The organism is Catenulispora sp. GP43 (assembly GCF_041260665.1).
Classification (GTDB): Bacteria; Actinomycetota; Actinomycetes; order Streptomycetales; family Catenulisporaceae; genus Catenulispora.
Genome location: NZ_JBGCCT010000015.1, coordinates 201549 through 222467 on the forward strand (window position 1 = coordinate 201549; position 20919 = coordinate 222467).

A 20919-nucleotide genomic window follows, 5' to 3' on the forward strand; every position below is an offset into this window, starting at 1 on the left:
TCCTGTCTGCCACGATCGTGACCGAGGAGACGGGCCTCCTCGGGGCGCGGGGCGTGAGGGGAGCAGGTCGGGCATGGAGCAGCTGAGAGCGGACGATCCGCAGTGGATCGGCGGGTACCGGTTGGTGCGCCGCCTGGGTTCGGGCGGGATGGGCCTGGTCTATCTCGGGCGGACGGCCGGCGGCCGGACCGTCGCGGTCAAGCGGGTGCACGCCGACTTGGCCAACGACAGCGAGTTCCGGGCCCGCTTCCGGCAGGAGGTCGCCGCCGCGCGGCGGGTCGGCGGGCGGTGGACGGCGCCGGTGTTCGACGCCGACACCGAGGGTCCGCAGCCGTGGGTCGCGACCGGGTACGTGGCCGGGCCCTCGCTGCAGGCGGCGGTGCGGGAGTTCGGGCCGCTGCCGCCGGCATCGGTGCGCGCGCTGGGAGCCGGCTTGGCCGAGGCACTCAGCGCGGTCCACGGGCTCGGCCTGGTGCACCGGGACGTGAAGCCCTCGAATGTGCTGCTCGCGCTCGACGGGCCCCGGCTGATCGACTTCGGCATCACCCGGGCCCTGGACGCCGCGGTGCAGCTCACCCGCACCGGCCTGCTCGTCGGCTCGCCGGGGTATCTGTCGCCGGAGCAGGCGCAGGGCACGGCGGCCGGGCGGGCCAGCGACGTGTTCTCGCTCGGCGCGGTGCTGGCGTTCGCCGCGGCCGGGACGCCGCCGTTCGGCGAGAACCAGGCTGTCGCGACGCTGCTGTACCGGGTGCTTCATGAGGCCCCTGATCTGGGGCGGCTCGACCCCGGACTGCGCGCGCTCGTCGCGGCGTGCATGGCGAAGAACCCCGCTGAGCGCCCCACCACCGAGCAGGTGCGGGCCGGGCTGGAGGCCGACGGGGAGACGGCCCGGCTCGGCGCCGCCGGCTGGCTGCCGCCGGCCATCTCGGCCTCGGTCGGGCGGCTGGCCGTGGAGCTGTTGGACCTCGAAGCCGATGCCGGGCACGGCACGGCGCCGGCCGATCCAGTATCCCCGCAGGGATTCGCGACGCCTGTCTACCAACCGCCGCCCCAGACCTTCGCTCCCCCGATTTCGCAGGCACCGCTGACCGCCGTGGCGACGATGACCGGGCCGATACAGACCGGGCCGATGCAGCCTTCCTGGCAGACCGCACCGCTCCCACCGGCAAGTCCCAAACGTCGCGGACCCCTCCTGGCCGCGCTCGGCGCTGGTGCGGTCGTGGTGGTAGCGGCAATCGCGATAGCGATCGCATCTTCTTCTTCGTCCACGGGAACGCCGAGCTCGACCGCGAATGGCACGGCGCCCATCACCTCGATACCCAGCCGCTCAGCTCCGATCAGCTCCTCCCCCAGCCGCTCGGCTGCCAGCGGCTCGATTCCGGGCAAGTACCTCGGGTCCTGGCAGGGCACCGCCACCGGCCCGCTGCTCCCCACGCCTTTGGCCATCGCCGTCACCGTCGCCCAGGGGCATCCCGGCGACGCGGTCGGCACGGTCACCAACGACGGCGGCGACGGCCAGATCTGCCGGATCAAGACGTCCCTGGTGTCCGCCGACGCCGCGCGCATGGTGCTGCGCGTCATCCCGAACACCGCCAGCCTCGGCTGTGTGCCGATCACGGACGACGAGGTCTACACGCTGAACCAGGACGGTTCCATGCAGCTGGCCCTCGGGTCCTTCCAGGCGGAGTTGACCAAGCAGTAACGCGAGGAACGGTTTTCCGCCACCCGAAGCAGCCTCCTGATGTCAGGCCTTGCTCATCGGCTGACGGTCTGTTAAATGCCTATTACAACGTTGTATTCAGCGTTGTCACAGCCACCGGATGGAGCTGAGCAGGCATGAAACCACGCGCTCCCGGCAAGGACTTCCGCGTTCCACCGCCCCGCGGCGCCCGGCGCCGACGACGCGCGGGCCGACTGGCGGCCGCCGTCGGCCTGCTCGCCCTGGCGGGCTCGGCCCTGTACGCACCGGCCGCCGCGACCGCCGCCAGCAGCACCAAAACGCAGGCGACGGCGGCGTCGACGGCCGTCCTGGACGGCAGCGCCCGCTTCGAAGTGCTCACCCCGACCTTGATCCGCATGGAGTACGCCGGGGACAACCAGTTCCAGGACTCCGAGACTTTCAACGCTGTAAACCGCTCGTTCCCCGCGGTGTCCTTCACGACGTCGGTGAGCGGCGGCTACCGCGTCATCACCACCAGCTCGATCACCTTGCGCTACAAGGAGGGGAGCGGGCCGTTCACCGCCGCGAACACCTCGATCACGGTCGCCGGGACCAATACGACGGCCGCGCCGTCGTTCCCGTCCTACTGCGCGTTCGGCACCGCCTGCGAAGCCGAGGACGGACTGCTCAGCTGGGGCGCGATGGCCGCCTACGACCACAACAACTACACCGGGTCCGGCTTCGTCGCCGGCTTCACCCAGGTGCACAGCGCGGTCCAACAGGACGTCTCGGCCGTCCCGTCCGGCGGGACCTACCAGCTCAGCGTGCGCTACGCGAACGCCGCCGGCGGCGACGGCCAGAGCATCACCCGCACCCTGTCGACCACCGTCAACGGCGCGCCGGGTCCGACGCTCAGCATGCCCGTCACCGGTTCCTGGGACACCTGGTCCACGGTGTCCGTCCCGGTCACGCTGAACGCCGGCGTCAACACGATCGGCATCGTGCAGAACGCCTCGGACAGCGCCAACGTGAACGTCGACAGCCTGGCGGTGACCGCCTCCGGCGCCGCCTACCCCGCGCCCGGCGCCTCCAGCGCACTGCTGACCACCGCCTACGGCGCCGGCCCCACCGACACCCTCGGCGGATGGTCCGGCTCGCTGGACAACCAGAACCCGGCCACCGCGACCGAGCGGCCGGGCATCCTGGACCGTGACGGCTGGTACCTGCTGGACGACTCCCGCTCGGCGCTGCTGAACGCGAACGGCACCGTCACCGACCGGCCCGGCCACGGCGGCCAGCCCTATCAGGACGGCTACTTCTTCGGCTACGGCAGCGACTACAAGCAAGGCCTGTCCGATCTCAATGCCCTGACCGGCAGTGCGAACCTGCTGCCGGAATCCGCCTACGGCGTCTGGTACTCGCGCTACTACGCCTACAGCACCTCCGACTACGAGAACACGCTGCTTCCCACGTTCCGCAGCACGCACACGCCGCTGGACTGGCTGGTCGTCGACACCGACTGGAAGTCCCCCAACCAGTGGGACGGCTGGAACTGGAACACCTCCCTGTTCCCCGATCCCAACGCGTTCATGACCTGGACCCAGCAACAAGGCCTGCAGACGGCTCTCAACATCCATACCGCCATCTCCGGCTCGGACCCGCAGTTCTCCGCCGCGAACAGCACCGCCGGAGGCCTGTCCCCCGACGTCACGCGCTCCGGCGACTACGAGTTCGACTGGTCGAACCCGAACCAGCTGGCGGCGTACTTCAACCTGCACAAGCCCTTCGAACAGCAGGGTGTGCGCGAGTGGTGGCTGGACTACTGCGGCGGATGCGGCAACTCCACGGCCAGCGACCCGCACGTCGCCCCCGGCAACTTCATCAACCAGGCCTACGCCCAGGACGGCACCGCCCGCGGCCTGCGCGGCTTCTCCTTCGGCCGCATCGGCTCCTCCTCGCAGGCCGGCGACAACGGCAACTACGCGCTGGGACCGTGGTCGGAGCGGCGCAACACCATGCAGTTCACCGGCGACACCGAGGCCACCTGGGCCATGATGGCGCTGGAGGCGCAGTTCGCCGGGGACGAGGCCGCGGCCGGGATCTCCAACGTCAGCAACGACATCGGCAGCTTCCACGGAGACCACCTGGCCGACGACATGTACGCCCGCTGGGTGCAGCTGGGTGCCTTCCAGCCCATCGACCGCCTGCACTCCGACCACGGCGACCGGCTGCCCTGGAACTACGGCACGGCCGCGGACGCCAGCGCCGAACGGTTCCTGCGGCTGCGCGAGGCGCTCGTGCCGTACACGTACACGCTGGCCGCGCAGGCGCACACCACCGGCGTGCCGATCATCAGGCCCCTGTATCTGGACTACCCCTCGAACAACGAGGCGTACACGTTCAAGCAGGAGTACCTGTACGGCGACAACGTGCTCGTGGCCCCGATCACCACCGCGAGCGACGCCAACGGAAACGGCTCCGTCAGCGCGTGGGTCCCGCCGGGCACCTGGACCGACTACTTCACCGGCACCAGCTACACCGGCCCGACCACGGTGACCATCACCGACCCGCTCAACGAGATGCCCGTCCTGATCAAGAGCGGCGGCATCATGCCCCAGCGCACCAACTACGTGAACGACAGCAACGCCTCGCCGCTGACCCTGGTCACGCTCTCCGTCGCGGCCGGCGCCGACGGCTCGTTCCCGCTCTACCAGGACGCCGGGGAGGGCAACGGCTACCAGAGCGGCCAGTCGACCACGACGCCGCTCTCCTGGAGCGACGCCTCGCGCACGCTGACCATCGGCGCCGACACCGGCGGCTTCACCGGCGCCGCGACTCAGCGCTCGTACACCCTGCGGCTGTCGAACACGGCCGCCCCGACCGCCGTCTTCGTCGACGGCACCCAGGTCCCCGAGACCGCGTGGGCCTACAACCCGAACGAGCGCACGACGACCGTGACCACCGGCGCGCTCCCGGTCGGCGCGCAGCACACGATCAGCCTGACCGGCAGCGCCACCGCCAACCCGACCAGCGGGGAGGTCGTCGGCGACGCCGGCCTGTGCCTGGACACCCGCGGCGGCACCAGCACCGACGGCACGGCCATGCAGCTCTACACCTGCAACCACAGCACCGCGCAGCAGTTCACCCACACCGCCGGCAGCACCCTTCAGGTCCTCGGCAAGTGCGTGGACGCCTCCAACGCCGGCACCGCCAACGGAACCCCGATCCAGCTCTACACCTGCAACACCACCGGCTCGCAGAACTGGGTCACACAGAGCAACGGCGAACTGATCAACCCGCAATCAGGACGCTGTCTCACGGTCACCGGCGGCAACACAACGCCTGGCGCGGTCCAACTGACACTCCAGGACTGCACCGACGCCGCGTCCCAAGTCTGGAAGCTCCCGCCCGGCCCGGTCGTCGGCCCCGGCGGCCTATGCGTGGACGTGGCCGGCGCCGATCCGTCGTACGCGACCGCCACTCAACTGTGGGGCTGCAACCAGACCGACGCCCAGCGCTGGTACACCCCGGGCGACAGCACGATCCGCGTGTTCGGCAAGTGCCTGGACGTCGACAACGGCGGGACCGCCAACGGCACGCAGGTCCAGCTGTACGACTGCAACGGCACCGGCTCGCAGACGTGGGTGACGCAGTCGAACGGGTCGCTGCTCAACCCGCAGTCGGGGCGCTGCCTCGACGATCCCGACAACAACGAGAAGGCGGGCGACCTGTTGCAGATCTACGACTGCAACAGCACCGCGGCGCAGCAGTTCAGCCTCGGGGGCTGATGCGGCGACGGCTCGTACAGCGCGATGACGTGATGGCGTGACGCTGGTCGGCGTCACGCCATCACGCGCGTTCGGCGGTCAGGAGAGCCTGCTCCGGATCCGCCAGAAGCACAGACCCGCCAGCACCACGCCGAACAAGGCGAAGATGCCCGTCTCGTACCACTGGAACGACCAGAAACGGTCGGCAGGCTGGAGTGTCACGTCGACGTGGGCGTTCTCCTTGGCGACACAGTCCGGCAGTTGCGCCGGGGATGCCACGTTCACGCAGTTCGACCACCATGCGGTGTGGCCGACGTCCTTGCCGGAGGCGTCGAGCACCGCGCTGGTCGAGACGATCCACGGGCCGCCGTGGACGCTGACGCCGCCGACCGTGCCGTACTCGCCGAAGAATGACAGGCCGCTGACTTCGGCCTTGGTCAGGGGGACCGTCTGGCTGACCGGGGCGACGTAGTCCGGGCGGACCATCGTCGGTATGACGCCCTGCACGACCGCGAAGACGACCAGGACCGCGGCCATCGCGGGGACCGTGCGCCGGACGAACAAGCCGAAGGTCGTGGCGAGCAGGAAGGCGAAGGCGCCGTAGGCGACCGGGACGATGTCGCGCGCGTCGAAGACCAGCGGGGTGAAGCGGTTGTCGTGCACCTTGTCGATCGGGCTCGCGGCCCAGGTGAGGAGCAGGCTGCACAGGCCGGTGAACGCCACCACGGCCAGGCCGACGAATCCCAGCTTCACCGCCAGCCAGCGGCCGCGCGTCACCGACTGGTTCCAGGCCAGCCGATGCGTGCCCGCCTCTAGCTCCCTGGTGATCAGCGGTACGCCCCAGAACATGCCGACGAGCACCGGGACCACGATCAGCGCGTACCCGAGGACGTCGACCTGGGTGTCGTACCGGTCGGTGAACTCGTTCATCACGCCCGCGCAGGCGCCCTTCGCGCACTGCGCGGCGTCCGCGTCGTACGTGTGGCGGATCTGCTCGCCGAGGATCACGAGGTAGGCCGCCAGCAGTACCAGGGCGCTGATACCGATGATCGCCTGGGTGCGGAACTGGCGCCAGGTCATCCAGATCATCGTCCGGCCTCCCGCGTCATGTAGGCCAGCACGAGTGTCTCGAGGTCGAGGTCCTCGACGTGCCACGGCCCGGTCGGCGGCGCCTGGCCGGCGCGGACGATCGCGCTGCTGCCGGCCGGCGTGTGGTCGATGTGGACGATCCGCGATCCCGGCGGCATGGCCTCGAAATCGGTGCGGCGCCCGGTGAATCGGCGATGGTCCGCCAGCAGCTGTGCCACGTCCCCCGCGATCTGGACCCGGGAATCGGTGAGCACGATCAGGTGGTCGCAGACCCGTTGGACGTCAGAGAGCGCGTGCGAGGACAGGATCGCGCTCGCGCCGAGATCGGCGATGAACTCGATCAGGTTCTCCAGGAACCCGCGCCGGGCCAGCGGGTCGAGCGCGGCGGCCGGCTCGTCGAAGATCAGCAGCTCCGGCCGCTTGGCCACGGCGACGGTGAGCGCCAGCTGCGCGCGCTGGCCGCCGGACAGCCGTCCGGCCCTCTGGTCCGGGTCCAGGCCGATCTGCGCGAGCCGGCGCTGCGCGAGCCGGTCGTCCCAGCCGGGGTTCAGCCGCGCTCCCATCTTCAGGTGGTCGGCGACGGACAGCGCGGCGTACACCGGCGTGTCCTGCGCGACGAAGCCGACCTTGGCCAGCTGCGCGGCATCGGTGCCGGGCCGCTCGCCGAGCACGGTGATGGTGCCCGAACTCGGCTTGATCAGACCGCAGGCCAGTTGCAACAGCGTGGATTTGCCGGCGCCGTTGGGGCCGACCAGCCCGATCACGCGGCCCTGCGGGATGCTCAGGTCGCAGTCGGTCAGGGCGTGGCGGCGGCCGTAGCGCTTGCCGAGGCCCCTGGCTTCCAGAACGGGTGTCATGGTTCTGCCGGCCCCTTCAGCCGCGGGAGCGGCGGTCGATCAGCCTGAGCACGAAGCGCACGATCGTGAAGAACACGATCAGCACCGCGATCACGTCGATCATGATCAGGGTGTAGAAGAGCGGGCTGTAGTGGTTGGGGTCGGCGAGCACGGCACCGGATGCCGGGGAGTTCGAGATCATGCCTCAACGGTGCTGGCCGCAGGCGTCGGCCGGCATCGACCGAAAGCACGGTTCGGCCGCCGCGGGATCGTCCTTTCGGCCGGTTCTGCGCCGGGGGCGGCGTCCCGTAGCGTGGCCGGCGTGAGCGTACAAGATCGGCAACGGCCGACGGGGCGGGCCGGGGCCGCGGCGGACGTCCTGTTCGCACTGCTGGGCGCGGCGGTGCTGGCGTTCACCGCCGACCGCTTCGCGCACGACGGCCGCGCCTGGGTCTTCGACACGGTGGCCGACGGCACGGTGTGCGCGGCCGCGCTGGCCCGGCGGCGTCACCCGCTGGCGGCGGCGATCGCCGGACTCGCGGTGAGCACCGTCGCGGCAGTCGTCGCGACGCTCGCCGGGCTGCCCAGCGAACCGGGCGCGGCCGCGATCCTCGCGCTGGCGGTGCTGGCGATCACGGCGGTCAGGGTGCTGCCATCGGTGCCGGCCACGGCGATCGCGCTGTGCGGCGTGTTCGTCGCCGGAGCCGGCCGGCTCGGCACGGCCCTGGGGTATCAGACCTCGCACGCGGCGTACCGGGTCGGCGCCGAGACCTGGCTGGCCGCGGTCGCGCTGGGCCTGTGGCTCCGCTACCTGGACCGCCGCCGGCACGACACCGCCGAGCGCGTGCGCCGCGACGAGCGGCTGGCGATGGCCCGGGAGCTGCACGACGTGGTCGCGCACCACATCACGGGCATCGTGCTCCAGACGCAGGCGGCGAGGATCACCGCGCGCAGAGGTCAGGACCCTGAGGATCTCGACGACGCGCTGACCGAGATCGAAGCGGCCGGCACCGAGGCCCTGACGGCGATGCGCCGCGTGGTCGCCCTGCTGCGCGATACCGACGACGCGGTCACCACCGCCGCCGGCACCGGCCCGGAGGACCTGGCCGAGCTGGTCGCGCGCTTCGCCGGCCACGGCCCCGCGGTGACCCTGAGCATGCCGCAGCGGAACGAGACGCAGTGGCCGCCGGAGATCGCCTCGACGGTCTACCGCGTGGTGCAGGAGTCGCTGACGAACATCGCCCGCCACGCGATGAACGCCCGCTCGGCCACCATCGCGATCACGCAGGGCGCGGACGGCATCCGCGTCGAGGTCGCCGACGACGCCCCGGCCACGCCGCCCCGCCACCTGCACCGCCCCGGCTTCGGCCTGATCGGCATGCGCGAGCGGGTCGAGGCGCTGGGCGGGACGCTTGAGGCGGGGCAGCGGGCGGGCGGCGGCGGGGCGGGGTGGGTGGTGAGTGCGGTGCTGCCGGTTTCGCGCTCGGGCCCGGACTCGGCTTCGTGCTCTGATTCATCCTCGGACTCGGCTGCCTCGCTCTCCACCCCAACCTCGACCTCCGCCCCAGGAGCCCCCCGTTGACCATCACCGTCCTGCTCGCCGACGACCAGGCCATGGTCCGCCGCGGCCTGCGCCTGATCCTCGAGGACCAGCCCGACATCACCGTGGTCGCCGAGGCCACCGACGGTGCCGAGGCGGTCGGGCTCGCGCGGCGGCTGCGGCCTGATGTGTGCCTGGTGGACATCCGCATGCCGCGCCTGGACGGCATCGAGGTGACCCGCGCGCTCGCCGGGCCCGGGGTGGCCGATCCGCTGCGGGTCGTCGTCGTGACCACCTTCGATCTCGACGAGTACGTCTACGGCGCGCTTCAGGCCGGGGCGCTCGGGTTCGTGCTCAAGGACGCGGGGCCCGCGCTGCTCGCCGAGGCGGTGCGGGCGGCGAGTTCGGGCGATGCGCTCATCTCGCCGTCGGTGACGGTGCGGCTGCTCAAGCACATCGCGCCGCCGCGGGCCAAGAAGGCGGGGCGGCAGCCGGCCCAGCCGTTGTCCGTGCGGGAGGTCGAGGTGGTGAAGTCCATCGCGGCCGGGCGGACCAATCAGGAGATCGCCGCGGAGCTGTTCATCTCGCTGAGTACCGTCAAAAGCCATCTGGCGAGCATCCAGGGGAAGCTGGGGGTCCGGAACCGGGTCGGGGTGGCGGCGTGGGCTTGGGAGAACCGGCTGATGGATCCGGGTCTCTAGCCCTGCCGTACCCTGCCGTACAACACCGCCGGGGCGGCCACTGCCGGTATTTCTACTGACCCCGCTCAGGGGTCCGGATCCGTAACGTGTCTCTATGCTTGCTCGGCTCACAGGTCCCCTACTGGCCGACGCGGACGCTGAGTCCCACCGCGCCGCCCTTCAAGCGTTGGCAGCCCTCGCCGGGGAGCATCCCGAGCAGCGGCAGCCGATCGCCGACGCCGTGTGCCGCTACCTGCGCGAGCCCGCCGAGCAGGCGCCTGCCGGGGAGCAGGCCGTCGCGCTGCTGGCGGCGCTGGCACGTCAGCATCCTGACGCCGACGGGGCCGCGGCGGACGCGCCGTGCGCCGCCGGCTGCGAGCAGTGCCTCGACCTGGTGCTGGACGGTGCCATCCTGCCGGACGTCGACTTCGGCGAGTGCCGCCTGGGCGCCGTCAGCCTCACCGACACCCACTTCCACGGCGACTCCGTCTTCGCCGGCGCCCGCTTCGCCGACCAGGCGCTGTTCCAGCGGTCGGTCTTCGAGGGCGACGCGTCCTTCGCCGGTGCGCGCTTCAACCGCGCGGCGGACTTCGGGCGGGCCAGGTTCCGGGCGGACGCCGACTTCTCGCGCGCCCGCTTCCACAGCATCGCCTGGTTCGGCCGGGGCGAGGAGTCCCTGGACGAGGAGGACGAGGCCTGGGAGGAGATCGAGACGCGGCGCACCGTCGCCTGGGACGAGCTCAACGAGGACGACCCGAACTGGCCGATCGCCGAACTCACCGACGAGTACCAGATGTGGGAGGAGGGCGGCGACGGCACGCGCTTCAACCACGGCGTGTCCTTCGCCGACGCGGCGTTCGCCCGCGAGGCCTGGTTCTGGAAGGCACGCTTCGGCAGCGCGGTGTCCTTCCAGCGCTGTGTGTTCGGCGGACGGGTCCACCTCATCCAGCCCGCGGTCGACCTCACCGGCGCCCGGCTGACCGCGGCCGCCCAGGAGAAGGGGCAGGAGTGGCCGGAGGGCCAGGACTGGCCCCTGGGCTGGACGACCGCCGCGGGCCTGGAAGACGACGGCGCCGCGCTCGTGGTCCTGGACACCTCGCTCACGCCCTACCACCTGCACCTCGCCGATCCCGATCCCGAGGTCCGGCTGGCCGGGCTCCGGATCCTCGGCGACCTCGGCGACGCCGAGCCGGATCTGCGGGAACGCATCGCCGACACGGTCTGCGCCTACCTGCGCACTCCCCTGTCGTTCGCCGTGGCCACCGACCTGTTCGACCTCGCCCCGGCGCAGTTCACCGAGCTGCGGGCCCGCCGCGCCGCCCAGCGCCTGCTCACCGAGCGGACGCGGCCCCGTCCCGGCCGGCCGCTGTGGGAGGACATCGACCTCCAGCTCTCCGGCGCCACCCTGATCGACTTCGACGCCTCCGACTGCCGCCTGGCCCGCGCCGACTTCAGCGGCGCCCAGTTCTACGGCACGACGAGCTTCGCCGGCGCGACGTTCGGCGGCAAGCAGTCCGTGGCCGGCACGGAGGTCAGCTTCGCGCTGAACTCCGGCGGGCAGCAGGGCCGCGCCACCTTCCACGGCACCGCCGACTTCACCGGCGTCGCGCTGCGCTCCTCCGGCCTCATGCGCTGCCGCTTCCACGCCGACAGCTCGGTCCGCGCCTCGGGCACCGACCAGGACCTGATCAGGGTCCTGCTGGGCGCCCGGCTCGCCGGCGACGTGGCGGAGGTGACCGCCGACTTCCGCGAGGCGCTGCGCTCGTTCAGCGAGAACGCGCCGTACAAGCTGAGCCGGGAGGCCTGCGACGAGCTCGTCCAGAACGTGGAGTACGGGACCGTCCCGGGCCCGCCGGACGCCCCGTGGGAGGGCCGGACCGGACTGAAGATCACCGGCACCGACATGCTGCTCACCGACCTGGCGCGACCTCCGGCCGGCGCCGACTGCCTCCCGCTGGTCGGACCCGGGCAGCGGGAGGCGGCGAAGAGCGTCATCAGGGTTCTGCTGGAGGCGCTGGAGGCGGACTAGCCGGTCGCATCGGAAAGCGGCCTCTTTCGCGCCGGGTCGAAACCGGGTCAGAACCAGGTCGGTGCGAAGGGTTGCGTCGGGGTCTTGAACATCCGGTCGGCGACGGCCAGGGCGCCGTGACGCTCCTCCGTCACCAGATCCGCCGACACCAACAGGGAAGGCGCGTACCCGCCCAGGAGCATCGACCCGAGGCTCTGTACCGGAAGCGTCAGATCAGGGCTCTCAGTCGTGCGCTTCACCGTCGCGCCGGCCGGGCCGCCTTCCAGCGCGTAGACGCCGTCGGCGGGGCCGCCCTCGTCGCGGACGGACAGGACGATCCGGCCCTCGCTCTGGTACGTCCGCGCCGACAAGGCAGCGGAGGCATCGAGAACGCGCAGCCACAGCGTGTCGTAGCGGTCGGACTGGCGTGCCGCGCGCGGATTGCTCATGAACAGCCGCCAGGCGGCGTCGGCGCGCTCGGTCTCGACATCGACGCGGACGACCCAGTCCTGCTCCCACAGGAACTGCATCAGCCGCGCCCGCACCGCCGGGGTCTCGGCCAGGACCGACGCGCTGAGGGTCGTGTTCGGGGTGAAGCCGACGCGTTCGCCGGCGGACTTCGCCTGGTAGCTCGCCGAGCCGCGGATGATGCCGGCCTCGTCGCGCAGGACCGCGAACATCGTGCTCTTGTCCTCGGGCCGGCCCGCCGGGCGGACCAGACCGGCGTCCATCCGCCACCGCCACAGCGGCCGCTCGATCGCGCCGGGGGTCGTCGTGCGGATGCGGTCGTAGACGGCGGGCATCTCCTCGCACCACTGCTCGGCGCCGATCAGTTCGACCGTGCCGGGCAACGGGGCCCGCAGGGCGGCCGCGGTGGCGTCGATCTGGACCATGGCCTCTTCGGTCGCCGGGCCGTAGCCGAAGCGTCCGTAGATCGGCCATTCCGAGGGGATCAGGATGGAGGCGGCCTCGCCGCGCTCCGCCGACTGCCGGAGGCCGAGCGCCATCAGGCCTTTGAGGATGCCGCGGCGGCGATGCGTCGCCTGAACGGTCACCGCTGTGACGGCACCAACGCCGAGAGCCGCGCCGCCAGGGACTGTGAGGTCCGTGTGAAAAGTCGCGTGCGTGCCGACGATCTGCTCGCCATCGAAACCCCCGAGTACGCGTCCCTGGGAGATCCCCTCCTCCCACATGAGGCGGCGGAAGTCGCCTTGGCCGCGCTTCTCGTAGTGCAGGAACCCGACGCTGACCGCGTCGGACCAGGTGTCGAACTCCGAGTCGGAGACGGACTTGACGGCTATGGGCATGCTTGGTCCTCCCTGAGTGATCACTCCATGATCACTCAGGGTGCGGGCCCGCGCCCGGATTTTCGCTCAGCCCTGTTCGGCCAGCAGTTCCAGGTCCTCGGCGCTCAGCGTCACCGTCTTGACCAGCTCCCTGATCAGGTTCACGCTCAGCGTCGAGCCGACCGGCTCCCCCACCTCGTCGCGCATCAGCCCGCGCACGCCGCGGCGGTGCAGCCGTTCGCGCACCTCCTCGACCGTGTTCGCGACGGTGCGGAAGTTCCAGGACTTGGTCGTGTACGGCGAGGCGTTCGCCGTCTGGGCGGTGTCCTCCCAGGTCAGCGGGAGCGGGAAGGGCTCTTGGCCTTCCAGGTAGCGGCGGGCCAGCGCGGTGAGGACCAGGCGCTCGGCCGGGGACAGTTCGTAGACGGTCTCCGGGTCGACGGTCGCGGCCTTGGTCGTCGAGCGGGGGTGGCGGTCGTCGTCGTCCACCAGGCGGACCTCCACCAGGTGGGAGCGCTGCTTGGAGGAGTTGATGACCAGCGGGGTGTATCCGGGTTCGATGACGCGGCGGTGGCCGGTGAGCATCAGGGCGCCGTTGGGGAGTTCGATCGGGAGGTGGCCGGTGTTCGTGAGCCACCAGCCGCCGTCCGGGCCGGTGCAGGTGAAGACGCCGTGCCGGCGGCTGACCGTCGGGTCGTCGACGCCGACCGGGACGTGCACGTCCTCGCGGTCGCGGCCGAACAGCAGGGTGTACCGGCGCGCCGGGACCGCGTAGCCGCCTTCCGGGCCCAGCACGAAGATCGTGCCGGGGGGCGCCGCGGGGACTCCCTCGGAGGGACTGCCGGGCGGCAGCATCCGCGGGGGGAAGTGGGCGTTCGCCATGTCAGGGGCCTCCTTTCAGCTGGCGCCAGTGTAGGCGGACGGCGCGAGGACCGGTCCTCAACGATCATCAACAAATTGCCCTCGCACGACAGTGCTCGCTAACCTACGCAGCGTGAGTGCACGAAGCGGCGGGGGCGCCGATGGACACTGACGTCGCCGATCCGGTGGGTCCGGGCGACCCGCGCGAGATAGGCCAGTTCACCATCATCGGCGTGCTCGGCGCCGGCGGCATGGGCGAGGTCTTCCTCGGCACCCGCGAAGGACGCTACGTCGCGGTGAAGCGGGTGAAGCCGCGCCTGGTCTCCGGCGAGCGCTTCAACCGCGAGGTCGCGATCCTGCACCGGGTCCCCTTCGGCGTCGCGCCGTCGCTGCTGGCCAGCGACAGCACCGCGCCGGAGCCCTGGTTCGCGACCGAGTACGTGCCCGGCCTGACCGTGGAGGACGCCGTCCGCGCCTTCGGGCCGCTGGCCGCCGACGCCCTGTGGCTGCTGCTGGCCGAGACCGCCGCGCACCTGCAGGCCGTCCACGAGGCCGGGATCGTGCACCGCGACCTCAAGCCCGGCAACATCATGATGGTGCGCGACGGCGTGAAGCTCATCGACTTCGGCATCGCGCTGGCCGGCGACCAGTCCCGGCTGACGCGCAGCGGCTCGAGTTCGGGCACGCGCGGCTTCACCGCCCCGGAGCAGGAATCCGGCGACCGGGATGTGGCCGCGCCCGCGGACGTGTACTCGCTGGCCGCCACCCTGGTCTACGCGGCCTCGGTCCGGCTGCCCGGCGCCCAGCCCGACATCGCCCCGATCCGCGCCCTGGACGCCGCCCTGACGGGAATCGTCGAACGCTGTCTCGCCGCCGATCCCGACGCCCGGCCGACCGCCGCGGACCTGGTGGCCGCGGCCCGCGCGCACGCCGACTCCGTGAGCCCGTCCTGGCCGGCGGCAGTGACCGAGCGCATCGCGAAGCGCCGGACCTTCGCCTCAACGCCGGTGAGCGTGATCGACACCGTTCTGCCGCCGGAACCGGACGTGGACACGGAGCCGGAACCCGGCCCCCTGCAAGAGACAGCCGCCGGCACCAAGCCGGAACGACGCCGTCCCCGCTTCCTGATACCGCTCGCGGCGGTCACGGCGTTCTGCGCGGTCGTGGCCGGCGCGCTGGCGCTGCTGGCCTCGTCTCATCGGGGCGGTGCGGCACACGCGTCCTCCCCGACATCAGGTATCGGCATCGTGCCGATCGCCGGGACCCAGTCCTCGTCGGCGGGGAGCGGCGGCACTACCCCGCGCCCGCCGACACCGACCACACCCGGCGCGACCACCCCGTCGGCGGGGACGTCGTCGAACACCGCCACCGGGCCCGGCTCCGGGACCACGACCCCGCAGGGGCCCGGCTCGTCGTCGAAGAACGGCGGCGGTGGCAGCAGCTCGGCGGGACGGCCCGTGACCACCGGCACGGCTCCGAGCACTCCCCCGAGTTCGCCCCCGGCTCCCAAGCCCGGCCCCAGCCCGACCGCCTCGTCGATCCCGGGCATCAACAGCGCCGACGATCCGGCACGCGTCTCGAACTCCGAGGTGGACGTCAACTACGTCGCCAACGACGCCGAGTGCTCAGCCTGGCTGGACACCGACGGGTCGGGCAACCTGGCGGGAGTGCTCAACACTTCGCTGTACCAGTCCTGTGTGGCCGAAGTGATCCGCAGTGACGGACTGACCCTCACCTTCAGCGCGTCGCAGTATGCCGAGAAGACGAGCTTCATCGCGGACCAGGGCTACACCATGCAGGTCTGCGTGTGGCACGCGGACGAGAAGAGCAACGAGAAGTGCTCGCCGCTCTACGCCATGAGCGGCACCACCCCGGTCCAGCGCTAAAGCTCACTCTGTTCGGCGGCGACCAGGGCGTCGACGTCTTGCCGGGTGTCCGCGCGCGCCTGGAATCGCAGGTCCACGCTGACGTTCAGGCCGTCGCCGCCGCCGAGCTCCCGCACCACCGAAACGGCGTCAGGGTCCTGACATCGGAACGTCTCGGGCTGGTCCAGCGGGAGCTCGGCGACCACCTCGCACTGGCCCGCCGGCCGGCCGTTCACGCGCACGCTCGCGGTCACGTCGGCGACGACGGATCCGGTCGGGTCCGCGCCCGAGGCGACGACGCCGTCCGCCTCGACCGAGCACGCGTTCTGGGCGCAATTCAGCTTCGGTTCTTGGCCGTAGCGGAAGACGATGCCGAAGTCGAGCGCGCCGGCGAGCGCCTTGGTCTGGTCGACCAGGCCGCCGAGGACGTCCTTCGCAGCGCTCTGTGACACGGTCTCGACATCGGCCGGCTGCCCCGGGCCGGTCGTCGCGGGAACGAGGCGGAGCACGCGGTAGGGCTGCGTCGTCGAGATGTACAGCACGCCCGCCGACGTAGCCACCGGCACCGCCGCATCGCCGTTCACCAGCGTGGTCGGGACGGTCGGCGACGGGAAGCCGGCGTCCGGCGCGGGCAGTGCGGACCGCAGCGAGGCCGCCAGGTCCCCCGCCGAGGCCAGGCCGGACGGCAGCAGCGCTTCCAAGGCGCCCTCGCCGGTGACCCACTCGCCCCGCACCGAATCCGCCGTCACGCCGGACGGCAGCTCCCCCAGGAGACCGGCCGAAGCCGGGTCGTCGGCCTTGAAGTAGGTCCGGCCGCCGACCTGGAGGACGCCGAGCTTCCCGTCGCCGAGATCGAGGTCGCCCTGGGCCTGGCCGCCGGGGGCGATCGTGAGCTGCCAGGAGGCGCGGCCGTCGGGCGAGAGTCCGGAGTAGCGCAGCAGCTGCTGGCCGGACAGGTTAGCGAGGGCTTGCGACAGGAGGCTGGATGCGGCCGGCGGCTTCGGTGCGCTCGACACCGGCGGTCCGCCCACCGCCGGCGGCAAGCTCGACGCTGGCGGCAAGCTCGACACCGGCGGCAAGCTCGGCATGCTGGTCGAAGCCGGAGTGCCCGACCGCATCGCTATCGCCGTCGCAGCGAACGCCACAATGGCGACCAGCGCTCCGGCTCCGATCACGAAGCGACCGCGCTGATGGGCCGGCGATCGCCCAGCGGGAGAATGGCTGACCGGGATAGTCGGCATTCGGGTGTCGCCCCCCGCCGACCGCTGCGCACCGGAGACCCTTCCGGTCGCGACCGATCGGCCGTGCCCGTTCGCCGGATTCGCTCCCCACAGCGTCCGGGGCTGGGGCGCCACCGCCGTCATCGATCCCTGATCCACCCGCGCCCCGATCCGGGCCGGCCGCGTGGACCCGACCGGCGGCGGCGCCCCCAGCGGTGGCGGCACGGAGCGCGGCGTCCGTTCCCAGAGCGGCAGTGGGCGCTCCATCGCACCTCCCAGTCGGCAGTGCACGCGAACTCTGACGGCGAGCGTAGGTCGGCGCGCTCAGGACCGGTCCTCTGCCGGTTTGCCTAGCCTGCTCCCCAGCGACGCCCGTGCGGCGGGCGAGAGGGAGGCGATCGGGATGTCCGAGGCAAGAGGTGTGCTGCTGCCGGCCTACGTGCTGGTCGACGAATCGGCGTCGATGGGTCCCTACGTGGACGACCTCTCCGCCGGGCTGGTCTCGCTGTGCGAGGAGCTGCGGGCCGCGCCGATGCTGGCGGCCAAGCTGCGGTTGGCCGTGCTGGGGTTCTCCGACGACGTCCGGGTGCACCTCGCCGTGGCCGACATGCGGCAGGAGACGAGCCTGCCGCGGGTGACGGTGCGCGGCAGCACCAACTACGGCGCGGCGTTCTCCGATCTGGCCGGCCGCATCCCGACCGATGTGCGCTTCCTTCGCGACGAGGGCTACAAGGTGCACCGTCCGGTGGTGTTCTTCCTCAGCGACGGCCAGCCCACCGACTTCGGCTGGAAGCGGGCGCTGGGCAGGCTGACCGACCGGCAGCGGATGCCGGCCGCGCCGAACATCATCGCCTGCGGCATGGGCTCGGCCGAGCGCCAGACCATCGCCGAGGTGGCCTCCCGGCCGGAGTTCGGGTTCATCGCGCAGCGCGGCGCCGATCTCGGGAAGGCGATCTCAGAGTTCTTCCACGCGCTGACCGCCAGCCTGATCGCCTCCAGCCAGGCGCTGAACTCCGACCACCCGCAGCTGGTGGTGACCAAGCCGGAGGGCTTCTCGATCGTGCTGGACGAGGTCACGCCGTGAGCCCGAGCGTCCTGGCCGCCGGCGACGACACCGCGCCGTGGCCCCGGATCACCGTGGACACCCCCGGCGCCGAGTTCGAGCCGCGACCGCCCGGCCAGTTCGCGTTCGACTTCCCGGACACCGAGTGCGACGGGTGGTCGACCCCTGATTTCACGGTCCGCTCCGCCTCGGTGCGCGGGGCGAGCCACCGCTTCTACCGCAAGCCGCGGCAGGACTGCGCGCGCATCGCCGTGCACGAGGCCTCCGGCACGGTGGTGTTCGCGGTCGCCGACGGCGTCTCCGGCGCCACCGACTCCCAGCTCGGCGCGGTGGAGGCCTGCCGGGCCGCGGTGGAGCGGCTGCTGCACGTGCTGTCGCAGGGCGGGCCGCTGGACCTCGACGGTGTCGCGCACCACGCCGCCGAGCGCCTGAGGCAGCTGGTGGCGTGGCGGCTCGGCAGCACCGATCCGCAGTCCTCGGCGGTGGCCGCGCAGTGGTACGCCACGACGCTGGTCGCCGGGATCGTCCAGCCGGACTCGTCCGGGCCGCACGTCCAGCTGTTCCGGATCGGCGATTCCGGCGCCTGGCTGCTGGACCGCGCGACCGGTTCCTACCACGCGCTGTTCGGGTCGAAGACGGGCGCGGCGGCCGACCTGGTGTCCACCGCGGTCGTGCCGCTGCCGCACGTGCCCGAGGCCGTCGAGGCGGTCGCCGAGCACCTGACGCCCAGCGAGGTGCTGCTCGTCGGCACCGACGGCTTCGGGGACCCGCTGGGCGACGGGGACGGCCGGGTCGGCGCGCTGTTCGCGCGCCACCTCGCGGTGCCGCCGAGCCCGCTGCGGCTGGCGCACGTCCTGGACTTCTCCCGCGAGACCTTCGACGACGACCGGACCCTGGTGGCGGTCTGGCCCGGACCCGCTGGAGCGGCGCCATGACCGGCAGCACAGGCAACACCGGCAGCACCGGCAGCACCGGTAGCACCGGTAGCACCCGGACCGTCGACCACGGCGGCCTCGCCCTCGGCGCCGAGCTGGGCCGCGGCGGCCAGGGCACGGTCTACGCGGTCACCAACCGGCGGATCAACGAGGCGGTCGACGGCGGCTGGGAGGTCGTCTACAAGGAGTACAACGCCGCCACGCTCGCCCAGCTCGACGCCGACGCCCTGCGTGCCATGGTCGATCTGCTCGGCGATCTGGACGCCGACGACGCGCGCTGGCTGTGCGAGAAGACGGCGTGGCCGGTCGCGGTGGTCGAGCGGTCCGGCCGGGTCTGCGGCTTCCTGATGCGCGCCGTCCCCGACCGCTTCCGCTTCAGCGTGCGCAGCCTGTCCGGCGCAGCTTCGCCGAAGCAGGTCCTGGCCACCTTGGAGTTCCTACTCAACGACGAGGCCTACATCGCCGGCATCGGGCTGGCCATCAGCCCGCGCGACCGGCTGGAACTGCTGGCCGACCTGGCCGCGAGCCTGGACCGGCTGCACCGCATGGGCATCGCGGTCGGCGACCTGTCGCCGAAGAACCTGCTGTTCGCTACCGGCCGGGACCCGGGATTCTTCCTCATCGACTGCGACGCCATGCGCCTGCACGGTGTCAGCGCCCTGCCACAGGTCGAGACCCCGGACTGGCAGGCACCGGCCGGCGAGGAGAAGGCGACCCGCGCGACCGACGTCTACAAGTTCGGGCTGCTCGCGGTCCGCATGGCGGCCGGCGACCAGACGACGACGGACACCCTGCGGCTCGAGGCGATCAGCGGCGACCTGGGAGATCTGGCGCGCGCGAGCCTGGATGCGGACTCCGCGCGGCGGCCGACGACGCCGGCGAGCTGGATCGCGCAGCTGAACGCCGCCGCGCACGTCGCGCCTCCGGTTCCGCAGCTTCCGCCGCCAGTACCGTCGCCATCACCATCACCATCGACATCGCCGACACCGGGGACGGCGCCGCAGTACACGGCGCAGAAGGCGGTCGGGAAGATCCTCGCCCGGATCGGCGGGCTGGCGACCGCCCTGGCGATCGTGCTGGCGATCGTCTTGACAAGCAGCCACAACGCGAAGGTCGCGAGCGGCAGCAGCGGCAGCAGCGGCAGCAGCGGCAGCAGCAGCGGCAGCAGCAGCGGCAGCAGCGGGAGCACGTACACGACGTCGACCTCGGGCGGCTACGGTTCGACGGGTGGTTCGAGTGGGTCGAGCGGCACGGGTGGCTCCAGCGGCACAAGCGGTACCGGCGGGGACAGCTCCACCGGGGGCGACAGCACAACCGGCTCCAGCGGCGGCGACAGTTCGAGCGGGGGCGACAGTTCGAGCGGCGGAACCGCCTCGGGCGACACCGGCGGCTTCACCCCGCAACCACCCCCGCCGGACCTCGTCAAGACCCTGCAGATCGGCGACTGCGTCAACGACAGCGACCCGTCGACCTCATCGAGCGCGAACTTGTCCTCGTCCAGCTGTATCCCGGGCTCCTTCAAAATCGTCGGCGCCTTCGACGACACCACGGACATGAAATCCTGCAACAGCGTCGACGACGTCTCACAAAGCGTCGCCTCCCCCTCGGACAACCGTGTGGTGTGCCTGAGCTACCAGGCCGACGGCACCGCCTACTGGGCCAAGCCGGGACAGTGCGTCTACGGCCTGAACAGCTCGGGCAGCACCTGGGACGTCGAGGACTGCCAGACCGGCAACTTCAAGGTCGTGGGCCGCTATCCCCAGACCGTGGACAAGAGCCGCTGCCCGGCCTGGCCGCAGAGCAACGAGGACTACACCTACTCCAACAGCGACTCGGGCCTACAGGTCCTGCTGTGCTTGGTGATGAACTACCCCGACGCCCTGGGCACCGCCACACAGAACGAGTGCCTCGTGAAGAACGGCGACACCTTCACCAACGTCGACTCCTGCCCGAACTCGAACGTCGTGGTCTCCGGCCGCACCGGCACGTATGACGACCCCGGCTTCTGCGGCAACGACGGTGCGCAGTGGTGGCGTCCGACCGACTTCCCCGATCTGGGGTACACCGTGTGCTGGCGCTGGAAGCAGTGAACGACGTCGGCGCCTCGTC

15 protein-coding genes are annotated in these 20919 nt (G+C 71.6%); 9 read left to right on the forward strand and 6 right to left on the reverse strand.

The genetic code is table 11. The annotated features are described in order from the left end of the window. Positions 1–73 precede the first annotated feature (73 nt). Together ABH926_RS28765 and ABH926_RS28770 are read left to right on the forward strand one after the other, a co-directional pair. Complete coding sequence (locus tag ABH926_RS28765) at positions 74–1702, forward strand: serine/threonine-protein kinase (protein ID WP_370368950.1); 1629 nt, start codon at positions 74–76, stop codon at positions 1700–1702. 134 nt (positions 1703–1836) lie between these two features. Further along, positions 1837–5448 (forward strand): ricin-type beta-trefoil lectin domain protein, encoded by a 3612-nt coding sequence (locus ABH926_RS28770; RefSeq protein WP_370368951.1) that lies wholly within the window; start codon positions 1837–1839, stop codon positions 5446–5448. Between the two features lie 78 nt (positions 5449–5526). Here the strand turns inward: ABH926_RS28770 and ABH926_RS28775 are convergent, their stop codons facing one another. Genes ABH926_RS28775 through ABH926_RS28785 form a run of 3 tightly spaced genes read right to left on the reverse strand, consistent with a single transcriptional unit; the run spans position 5527 to position 7554 of the window. Continuing rightward, a complete protein-coding gene (locus ABH926_RS28775) occupies positions 5527–6507 on the reverse strand; it encodes an ABC transporter permease subunit (protein ID WP_370368952.1) in 981 nt (326 codons plus the stop codon). A 5-nt stretch (positions 6508–6512) separates the two neighbouring features. Next, positions 6513–7373, reverse strand: a complete 861-nt coding sequence (locus tag ABH926_RS28780) for an ABC transporter ATP-binding protein (protein ID WP_370368953.1) — start codon at positions 7371–7373, stop codon at positions 6513–6515. A gap of 16 nt (positions 7374–7389) precedes the next feature. After that, positions 7390–7554: a hypothetical protein gene (locus ABH926_RS28785; protein WP_370368954.1), complete on the reverse strand. Its 165-nt coding sequence runs from the start codon at positions 7552–7554 to the stop codon at positions 7390–7392. 120 nt (positions 7555–7674) lie between these two features. Between ABH926_RS28785 and ABH926_RS28790 the strand changes: the two genes are divergently transcribed. From ABH926_RS28790 to ABH926_RS28800, 3 genes are all read left to right on the forward strand, one after another. Then, positions 7675–8934 carry a sensor histidine kinase gene (locus tag ABH926_RS28790; RefSeq protein WP_370368955.1) on the forward strand — a complete coding sequence of 420 codons (1260 nt, stop codon included), beginning with the start codon at positions 7675–7677 and terminating at the stop codon, positions 8932–8934. Continuing rightward, positions 8931–9593 (forward strand): response regulator, encoded by a 663-nt coding sequence (locus tag ABH926_RS28795; RefSeq protein WP_370368956.1) that lies wholly within the window; start codon positions 8931–8933, stop codon positions 9591–9593. The genes ABH926_RS28790 and ABH926_RS28795 overlap by 4 nt, the downstream gene beginning before the upstream one ends. Before the next feature lie 94 nt (positions 9594–9687). Further along, on the forward strand, positions 9688–11601 hold the full coding sequence (locus ABH926_RS28800) for a pentapeptide repeat-containing protein (protein WP_370368957.1): 1914 nt from the start codon (positions 9688–9690) through the stop codon (positions 11599–11601). Between the two features lie 47 nt (positions 11602–11648). On the opposite strand, the gene ABH926_RS28805 is transcribed toward ABH926_RS28800, so the two are convergent. Together ABH926_RS28805 and ABH926_RS28810 are read right to left on the reverse strand one after the other, a co-directional pair. Further along, positions 11649–12887 carry a GNAT family N-acetyltransferase gene (locus ABH926_RS28805; protein WP_370368958.1) on the reverse strand — a complete coding sequence of 413 codons (1239 nt, stop codon included), beginning with the start codon at positions 12885–12887 and terminating at the stop codon, positions 11649–11651. A gap of 66 nt (positions 12888–12953) precedes the next feature. Then, complete coding sequence (locus tag ABH926_RS28810) at positions 12954–13748, reverse strand: FHA domain-containing protein (RefSeq protein ID WP_370368959.1); 795 nt, start codon at positions 13746–13748, stop codon at positions 12954–12956. Between the two features lie 140 nt (positions 13749–13888). Here ABH926_RS28810 and ABH926_RS28815 point away from each other — a divergent pair, with 140 nt between their 5' ends. After that, positions 13889–15613 carry a serine/threonine-protein kinase gene (locus tag ABH926_RS28815; RefSeq protein ID WP_370368960.1) on the forward strand — a complete coding sequence of 575 codons (1725 nt, stop codon included), beginning with the start codon at positions 13889–13891 and terminating at the stop codon, positions 15611–15613. On the opposite strand, the gene ABH926_RS28820 is transcribed toward ABH926_RS28815, so the two are convergent. Then, positions 15610–16608 carry a hypothetical protein gene (locus ABH926_RS28820; protein ID WP_370368961.1) on the reverse strand — a complete coding sequence of 333 codons (999 nt, stop codon included), beginning with the start codon at positions 16606–16608 and terminating at the stop codon, positions 15610–15612. The two genes, ABH926_RS28815 and ABH926_RS28820, sit on opposite strands and share 4 nt — an antisense overlap. Before the next feature lie 607 nt (positions 16609–17215). Between ABH926_RS28820 and ABH926_RS28825 the strand changes: the two genes are divergently transcribed. From ABH926_RS28825 to ABH926_RS28835, 3 genes are read left to right on the forward strand one after another with little or no spacing between them, the layout of a single operon-like run. Continuing rightward, positions 17216–17896: a VWA domain-containing protein gene (locus ABH926_RS28825; protein ID WP_370368962.1), complete on the forward strand. Its 681-nt coding sequence runs from the start codon at positions 17216–17218 to the stop codon at positions 17894–17896. Then, positions 17893–18810: a protein phosphatase 2C domain-containing protein gene (locus tag ABH926_RS28830; RefSeq protein ID WP_370368963.1), complete on the forward strand. Its 918-nt coding sequence runs from the start codon at positions 17893–17895 to the stop codon at positions 18808–18810. Before ABH926_RS28825 ends, ABH926_RS28830 begins: the two co-directional genes overlap by 4 nt. Continuing rightward, positions 18807–20900, forward strand: a complete 2094-nt coding sequence (locus tag ABH926_RS28835; protein WP_370368964.1) for a hypothetical protein — start codon at positions 18807–18809, stop codon at positions 20898–20900. Before ABH926_RS28830 ends, ABH926_RS28835 begins: the two co-directional genes overlap by 4 nt. Positions 20901–20919: the final 19 nt, after the last annotated feature.